Here is a 7,507-nt window from a genome sequence, read left to right as displayed (position 1 = left end):
CGGCCTCGCGCTCGCGGGCGAGCCGGCGAGCGCGAGGCCGGCGAGCGCGGCGACGAGCGCGGTGAGGGCGACCGCGACGACGCCACCGGAACGACGGATCATGAGGCCACGCTAGCGCCCGTTCCGCCGGGTCGACGAGCCCGCGTTCGGGGATACCCAGCCGGGTATCGAACGGCCGGAGTATCCTGAACCCGTGATCGACGACATCAAGAAGCGCGCCCTGCACCGCACGAAGATCATCGAGGGCCAGTTGCGGGGCATCGAGAAGATGATCGAGAACGAGGACTACTGCGTCGACATCATCACGCTCTCGCTGGCCGTGCAGAAGTCGCTCGGCTCGCTCAACAAGCTCCTCGTCGAGAACCACCTCCGCACGCACGTGAGCGAGATGTACGAGGCCGGCGGCGACCAGCGCGACGCCGCCGTCGCAGAGCTGCTGCGCATCTTCGAGCTCTCCAACAACCGCGGGTAACCGAGCGGATGCCGCGGATCGAACTCGTCGTCGGAGACCTCACCGCCGAGCACGTCGACGCCATCGTGAACGCGGCGAACTCGAGCCTGCTCGGCGGCGGCGGCGTGGACGGGGCGATCCACCGGACCGGCGGACCCGCGATCCTGGCGGAGTGCCGGCAGCTCCGGACGACGGTGCTGCCCGACGGGCTGCCCACCGGCCAGGCGGTCGCGACCGGCGCGGGGAACCTCCACGCGAAGTGGGTCGTGCACACGGTGGGTCCGGTGTGGCCGGGGCCGGGCCCCGAGGAGGCGACACGGCGGCGTCTCCTCGCCTCGGCGTACCGCGAGTCGCTCGCGCTCGCCGCCGGCCTCGGCGCGGCATCCGTCGCTTTCCCGGCGATCTCGGCCGGCGTCTACGGCTGGCCCGCCGACGACGCAGCGCTCGTCGCGCTCGAGACCACGGCCCAGTCGGATGCCGCTCCGGCACTGGTACGGTTCGTGCTGTTCTCGGAGCGCATGCACGTGGCGTTCCGGGCTGCCGCCGACCGGTTGGCGCTCGACGCGAGCTGATCCGGCGCCGACGCTCAGGTGCCCGGCGCGGTGACGGCGAGCCACTCGTCGAGGTCGCTCGGCTGGTCGGTGATGATCCCGTCGACGCCGATCGCGCTCACCTCCTGCCACCGCTCGTGCGTGTTCAGGGTGTAGCAGAGCACCGCGACGCCGGCCTCGTGCAGTGCCTCGAGGGCCCCGGGCACCGCCGTCACCGAGGCGGCGGTCGTGCCGAACCCGATGACGCCGAGCCGCTCCGCGAGCGGCACGGGGTCGGCGGGCAGCTCCCGGATCAACATGATGCGCGGGGTCGTCGGCGACACCCGCTGCAGCGCGAACAGGGTCTCGAGGCTGAAGCTCTGCAGCACCACGCGTCCACGGAGGCCGTGCTGCTCGACGAGCCCCACGACCGTGCGCACGTCCTCGGCGCGCCAGTCGGCCTTGAGCTCGACGAGCGCGCGGGCGCCATCGCGGGCGGCGAGCGCGGTGAGGAACTCGTCGAGCGTCGGCATCCGCTCGCCCGCGTAGTCTGCGCCGTACCACGCGCCCACGTCGAGGCGCCGCAGCTGTTCGAGGTCGAGCTCGCCCACGGCGTGCGGGTCGCCCGCCACGCGCTCGAGCGTGGTGTCGTGGAAGAGCACGGGCACCCCGTCGCGACTGAGCTGCACGTCGGTCTCGACGAAGGCGAGGTCGTCCATGGCGAGCTCGAGCGAGGGCATGGTGTTCTCGGGCGCCTCGGCGCGGTCGCCGCGGTGGCCGACGATGAACGCGGCGTCGCCGGGCAGGCGCAGGGCGCCGAAGACGTCGACCGCCGACGCCGTCGTGGGCGTGGTCGCGACGAGGAGCACGGACGCCATCGCGACGGTGCCGACGAGCGCACACGCGACGCGCACGGCACGTCGGGGCGGATGCGCCAGTCGATCGAGTCGTCGGGTGGCGGCGCGAGGCAGGCGAACGGGCGGTGCGGTCGTGGGGGCGAGCGCAGCGGGCGTACGGGTCACGGGAGTCGGGCCTTCCCACCGGGCGCGCCGTCGCGCCGCGGTGCAGGTCACTCTAGCAACGTCGTTACCGTTTCGTTACCACTTCTTCGGGGGTCGTCCGGGACGGCCGCGCGGTCGGGCCGACGGTCGCGTCGGCCGTCGGGTCGACGGACGCCTCAGCGTCGGCCTCCGCCTCCGCCGTGATGCGGTTCGCCATGCCCGAGAAGATGACGCCGTGGAACGGCAGGATCGCCCACCAGTACAGCCGGCCGGCGAGCCCCTTGGGGAAGAACACCGCCCGCTGCCGGTAGTCGGAGCCGCCATCGGACGCCGCGTCGGCGGACAGTTCCAGCCAGGCGCGCCCGGGCACCCGCATCTCGGCCCGCAGCCGGAGGAAGCGCCCACGGTCGATGGCCTCCACCCGCCAGAAGTCGACCGCGTCGCCCACGTGCAGCGTGTCGGGATCGCGCCGGCCGCGGCGGAGCCCCACGCCCCCGGTCAGCTTGTCCACCCAGCCCCTGAGCGCCCACGCCAGCGGGAACGAGTACCACCCGTTCTCCCCGCCCACGCCTTCGATGACCCGCCAGAGGGCGGATGGCGGGGCCGACGACCGACGCTCGCGTTCGTCGACGTAGACGGTGTGGCCAGCCCAGTCGGGGTCGCTGGGCAGGGGGTCGCTCGGCGCCCCCTCGACCTCGGCGTTGCGCCAGCTCGTCTCCACCTCGCCCTCACGCTCGCGCTCCAGCGCCAGCCGCACCGCTCGACGGTAGGGCAGCAGTCCCTCGGGGGGCGGCGGGATGACGGCGTCGATGTCGTGATCGCGCATCACGCAGTCGAACTGCAGCGACTCGATGATCGGCACGGCCAGTCGCCGCGGGATCGGAGTGACGAGGTTCACCCACTGGCCGGCCAGCCACGGCGTAAGCACCGGCAGCGCGGCGATCGGACGCTGGGGCAGCCCCGCCTCCACCGCGTAGCCGTTCATGAGCTGCCCGTACCGGAAGACGTCGGGTCCGCCGATGTCGAACGCCCGGTTCACCTCGGGCGCCACCTCCGCGGCGCGAAGGAGGTAGTGGAGCACGTCGCGCACGGCGATCGGCTGGATGAAGCTGCGCACCCAACGGGGTGCCGGCATGTACGGCAGCACCTCGGTCAGGTGGCGGATCATCTCGAACGACGTGGATCCCGATCCGATGATGACGCCCGCCTGGAGCACGATCGTGGGCACTCCGGACTCCAGGAGGATCTCCCCCACCTGCATCCGCGATCGCAGGTGACGCGACAGCGCCACGCCCTCGGGGTGGAGTCCGCCGAGGTACACGATGCGGCCGACGCCGTGTTCCCGCGCCGACGCCGCCACGTTGCGCGCGATGGCCAGCTCCGACGCCTCGAAGTCGCCGCGGCCGCCCATCGAGTGCACGAGGTAGTAGACGACCTCGACGTCCTCCATCGCGCGGTCCACCGCGGCGCGATCCAGCAGGTCGCCTTCGACGACGTCGACGGATGCCGCCCACGGCACGTCCCGCAATCGCTCTGCCCGGCGCACGAGCACCCGGACATCGTGGCCGGCCTCGACGAGTCGCGCAACGAGCCGGCCGCCGATGTAGCCGGTCGCGCCGGTGACGAGCACGCGCACGTGGACCCCCGTTCCGGGCCCCACATCGGTCAGGCCCGTTCGTTCCCTCGACGATAGTTGCCCGTCGCGCGAGCCAGCAGGTGCTGCGCCTGTGAATCGTCCGCGCGTTGCAGGGCCACGATGAGCCGCGCGGCATCCGCCCCGCCGACGGTCATGACGACGCGGCCGCCGCGCGACACCATCACGCCGCCCTGCTTCGTGACCCGGTAGTCGAACGGGTCGGCGACCAGTCGCCCGCGCTCGTCGGATGCCCCGTCGCGGCCGCTCACGGCTACCTCAGGCTCTTGGTGTGCCAGACGGTCTTGGTCTCGGTGAACGCACTGATCCGGCCGAGCGCCGGGGCGGCCGCGTCGGGACCCGACTCGGGGCGCAAGACGCGCTTCAGGGTGTCGGCCGCGTCGATCTCGAGGGAGATCCAGTCGAGCGCACCCGCGCCCACGAGGTCGATCGCGTTCACGTCGGCGTGGCTCGCGAGCCACGGCGCGATCTCGGCGGGCGAGCCCGTGAGCACGTTCACGACGCCCTTGGGCACATCGCTCGTCGCGAGCACCTCGGCGAGGCTGATCGCCGAGAGCGGGAACCGCTCGCTCGCCACGACCACCACGGCGTTGCCGGCGACGAGGGCGGGGGCGACTGCGGACACGAACCCGAGCAGCGAGCTGTCCTGCGGCGCGACGATCGCCACGACGCCGGTGGGCTCGGGCACCGAGATGTTGAAGTACGGTCCGGCGACGGGGTTGGCGTTGCCGGCGACCTGGGCGAACTTGTCGGCCCAGCCCGCGTACCAGACCCAGCGATCGATCGACTCGTCGACCTGCGCGCTCGCGGCGGCCCGGGAGACGCCCTCGGCCTCCTCGATCTCGGCGACGAACTGCGCCCGGCGACCCTCGAGGAGCTCCGCGATGCGGTAGAGCACCTGGCCGCGGTTGTAGGCGGTCGCGCCGCTCCACGAGGCGACGGCACCGCGTGCGGCGACGATCGCGTCACGGGCGTCCTTGCGCGACGCCTTCGCCGCATTGGCGAGGAACGCGCCGTCGGCACGCAGCACCTCGTAGGTGCGGCCGGACTCGCTGCGGGGGAAGGCGCCCCCGATGTAGAGCTTGTACGTCTTCGGCACGGCGAGGCGGGTCATCGCTTCGATCCCTTCGTGGCGGAGTCTGTTCGTGAGCGCTGTGCGGTTCGGCGGGTGCGCTTCGGCGCGGCATCCGCGGTCTCGATGGGCTTCGCCGTGGCCGGAGCGGCGAGGCTCTGGCGGGTGGCCGCCTGGCCGATGGGCGTCGGCGACAGGTAGGCGGCGAGGCCGTGGCGACCGCCCTCGCGGCCGTAGCCCGACTCCTTGTACCCGCCGAACGGGCTCGCCGGATCGAACCGGTTGAACGTGTTCGCCCAGATGACGCCGGCGCGGAGTTCGTCTGCGACGGCGAGGATGCGGCTGCCCTTGTCGCTCCAGATGCCCGCCGACAGGCCGTACGGCGTGTTGTTCGCCTTCGCGATCGCCTCGGCCGGGGTGCGGAACGTGAGCACCGAGAGCACCGGGCCGAAGATCTCCTCGCGGGCGATACGGCTCGACGTCTGCACGTTGGTGAAGATCGTCGGGGCGTACCAGAACCCGTTCTCGGGGATGACGCACGGCGCGCTCCAGCGCTCGGCGCCCTCGGCGACGCCGATGTCGGACAGCTCGCGGATGCGCTCGAGCTGCTCCTTCGAGTTGATCGCGCCGATGTCGGTGTTCTTGTCGAGCGGATCGCCGAGGCGCAGCGTCGAGAGGCGCAGCTTCAGTCGCTCGACGACCTCGTCGTGCACGTTCTCCTGTACGAGGAGGCGCGAGCCGGCGCAGCAGACGTGGCCCTGGTTGAAGAAGATGCCGTTGACGATGCCCTCGATGGCCTGGTCGATCGGCGCGTCGTCGAAGACGATGTTCGCGGCCTTGCCGCCGAGCTCGAGGGTGACCTTCTTGTCGGTGCCGGCGACCTGCTTGGCGATCGCACGACCCACCGCGGTGGAGCCGGTGAACGCGACCTTGTCCACTCCGTCGTGCGCGACGAGCGCGGCGCCCGTGTCGCCCGCGCCCGTGATGATGTTCACGACGCCGGCGGGCAGGTCGGCCTGCTGGAGGATCTCGGCGAAGATGAGCGCCGACAGCGGCGTGGTCTCGGCCGGCTTCAGCACGACCGTGTTGCCGGCCGCGAGCGCCGGGGCGATCTTCCACGCGAGCATGAGCAGTGGGAAGTTCCACGGGATGACCTGCGCGGCGACGCCGAGCGAGCCGGGGTTCGCCCCGAGGCCCGCGTGGTCGAGCTTGTCGGCCCAGCCGGCGTAGTAGAAGAACCAGGCCGCGACGAGGGGCACGTCGACGTCGCGCGACTCCTTGATCGGCTTGCCGTTGTCGAGCGACTCGGCGACGGCGAGCTCGCGGGCCCGCTCCTGCACGAGCCGCGCGATGCGGAAGAGGTACTTGCCGCGGTCGCGGCCGCTCATGCGCGACCACGTGCGGTCGTAGGCACGACGAGCGGCGGCGACCGCGTCGTCGACATCGGCCTGGTTCGCGCTGGAGATCTCGGCGATGCGCTCTTCGGTCGCCGGGGAGATGGTCTGGAACGGCGTGCCGCGGCCGTCGACGAACTCGCCGTCGATGAAGAGGCCGTACTGGTCGCGGAGCGACAGGATCGCCCGCGACTCGGGTGCCGGTGCGTAGTCGAGGAAGCTCATGTTCGTCGTTCTCGTCTCAGTCGATCGTCACGTAGTCGGGCCCGGAGTAGTGTCCGGTGGTCATCTTCTGGCGCTGCAGCAGCACGTCGTTGAGCAGGCTGGACGCGCCGAAGCGGAACAGGTGGGGCACGAGCCACTCCTCGCCGACGGTCTCGGCGACGGTCACGAGGTACTTGATCGCGTCCTTCGAGGTGCGGATGCCGCCGGCGGGCTTCACGCCGATGCGCTGCCCGGTCAGCAGGTGCCAGTCGCGCACGACCTCCAGCATGAGGAGCGTGACGGGCAGCGTCGCAGCAGGCTGGACCTTGCCCGTGGACGTCTTGATGAAGTCGCCGCCCGCGAGGATCGAGAGCCACGAGGCGCGGCGCACGTTGTCGTAGGTGACGAGCTCGCCGGTCTCGAGGATCACCTTCAGGCTGGCGCTCGTGCCGTCGGCCCGGCGGCAGGCCTCCTTGACGGCGGCGATCTGGTCGAAGACGAGGCCGTAGCGGCCCGCGAGGAACGCACCGCGGTCGATGACCATGTCGATCTCGTCGGCACCGGCGGCGACCGCCTCTGCGGTGTCGGCGAGCTTGATCTCGAGCGACGAACGGCCGCTCGGGAACGCCGTCGCGACGGCTGCGACCGAGATGAGCCCGTCGTCGGGGTCGCCGTGCGCGGCGCCGAGCGCGTCGACGGCGTACGGCACCATGTCGCCGTACACGCAGACCGCGGCGACCCGCGGGGTCGAGGCATCCGACGGATCGGGGGTCATCGCCTTGGCGACGAGTGAACGCACCTTGCCCGGCGTGTCCGCACCCTCGAGGGTCGTCAGGTCGATCAGCGAGATGATCGTGTCGAGCGCCCGCTGCTTGGACGTCGTCTTGATCGAGCGGGTGCCGAGACCGGCGGCCCGCTGCTCGAGGCCGACCGCGTCGACCCCGGGGATGCCGTGCAGGTAGCGGCCGAGCGTGGCGTCGTCGGGCTCACCGCCGAGCACGGCGAGCGCCCGCTCCCGGGCGGTGACGAGTGAGGTGCCTGACATGGTGATGACCTGGCTTTCGTGTGTGGTGCGGTGTCGGTGTGGCGGTGCTCGCGCGGGCGACTCAGCCGTCGAGGAGATGGAGGGCGGTGGCCTCGTCGGTGACGAGGACCGAGCAGAGGCCGCTGCGTACGACGGCGTCGGCGACGGGATGCTTGG

Annotated in this window: 8 protein-coding genes; 2 read left to right on the top strand and 6 right to left on the bottom strand. The window is 71.8% G+C overall.

The window, feature by feature from the left end; genetic code table 11:
* Positions 1 to 193: 193 nt before the first annotated feature.
* Together GH736_RS13855 and GH736_RS13850 are read left to right on the top strand one after the other, a co-directional pair.
* Entirely contained in the window at positions 194 to 472 is a 279-nt protein-coding gene (locus GH736_RS13855; RefSeq protein ID WP_159604257.1) for a metal-sensitive transcriptional regulator, read from the top strand.
* 8 nt (positions 473 to 480) lie between these two features.
* Entirely contained in the window at positions 481 to 1,023 is a 543-nt protein-coding gene (locus GH736_RS13850) for an O-acetyl-ADP-ribose deacetylase (RefSeq protein WP_159604244.1), read from the top strand.
* Between the two features lie 14 nt (positions 1,024 to 1,037).
* On the opposite strand, the gene GH736_RS13845 is transcribed toward GH736_RS13850, so the two are convergent.
* The 6 genes from GH736_RS13845 to deoC all read right to left on the bottom strand — a co-directional run bounded on the left by GH736_RS13845 (position 1,038) and on the right by deoC (position 7,351).
* Complete coding sequence (locus tag GH736_RS13845; RefSeq protein ID WP_159604242.1) at positions 1,038 to 2,003, bottom strand: glycerophosphodiester phosphodiesterase; 966 nt, start codon at positions 2,001 to 2,003, stop codon at positions 1,038 to 1,040.
* 64 nt (positions 2,004 to 2,067) lie between these two features.
* The gene (locus GH736_RS13840; RefSeq protein ID WP_159604240.1) at positions 2,068 to 3,618 is read right to left on the bottom strand and encodes an SDR family oxidoreductase; all 1,551 of its coding nucleotides are present in this window, start codon (positions 3,616 to 3,618) and stop codon (positions 2,068 to 2,070) included.
* Between the two features lie 29 nt (positions 3,619 to 3,647).
* Positions 3,648 to 3,887 (bottom strand): hypothetical protein, encoded by a 240-nt coding sequence (locus GH736_RS13835; protein WP_159604238.1) that lies wholly within the window; start codon positions 3,885 to 3,887, stop codon positions 3,648 to 3,650.
* Between the two features lie 2 nt (positions 3,888 to 3,889).
* The gene (locus tag GH736_RS13830; RefSeq protein WP_159604236.1) at positions 3,890 to 4,750 is read right to left on the bottom strand and encodes an aldehyde dehydrogenase family protein; all 861 of its coding nucleotides are present in this window, start codon (positions 4,748 to 4,750) and stop codon (positions 3,890 to 3,892) included.
* Positions 4,747 to 6,327 (bottom strand): aldehyde dehydrogenase family protein, encoded by a 1,581-nt coding sequence (locus GH736_RS13825; protein ID WP_159604234.1) that lies wholly within the window; start codon positions 6,325 to 6,327, stop codon positions 4,747 to 4,749. Before GH736_RS13825 ends, GH736_RS13830 begins: the two co-directional genes overlap by 4 nt.
* Positions 6,328 to 6,343: 16 nt before the next feature.
* Positions 6,344 to 7,351, bottom strand: coding sequence for a deoxyribose-phosphate aldolase (gene deoC, locus GH736_RS13820; protein WP_159604232.1), 1,008 nt, complete (start codon positions 7,349 to 7,351; stop codon positions 6,344 to 6,346).
* Positions 7,352 to 7,507: the final 156 nt, after the last annotated feature.

The sequence above is a fragment of the Agromyces humi genome, assembly GCF_009720255.1.
Classification (GTDB): Bacteria; Actinomycetota; Actinomycetes; order Actinomycetales; family Microbacteriaceae; genus Agromyces; species Agromyces humi.
The sequence above is the reverse complement of the archived record's forward strand: the minus strand, read 5'-3'. Positions and strand labels throughout refer to the sequence as shown.

What these genes read in the sequence shown, in the direction of transcription:
- GH736_RS13850 (WP_159604244.1), top strand. Translation starts at nt 481, where the DNA reads ATGCCGCGGATCGAACTCGTCGTCGGAGACCTCACCGCCGAGCACGTC.
- GH736_RS13830 (WP_159604236.1), bottom strand. Translation starts at nt 4,750, where the DNA reads ATGACCCGCCTCGCCGTGCCGAAGACGTACAAGCTCTACATCGGGGGC.
- GH736_RS13825 (WP_159604234.1), bottom strand. Translation starts at nt 6,327, where the DNA reads ATGAGCTTCCTCGACTACGCACCGGCACCCGAGTCGCGGGCGATCCTG.
- deoC (WP_159604232.1), bottom strand. Translation starts at nt 7,351, where the DNA reads ATGTCAGGCACCTCACTCGTCACCGCCCGGGAGCGGGCGCTCGCCGTG.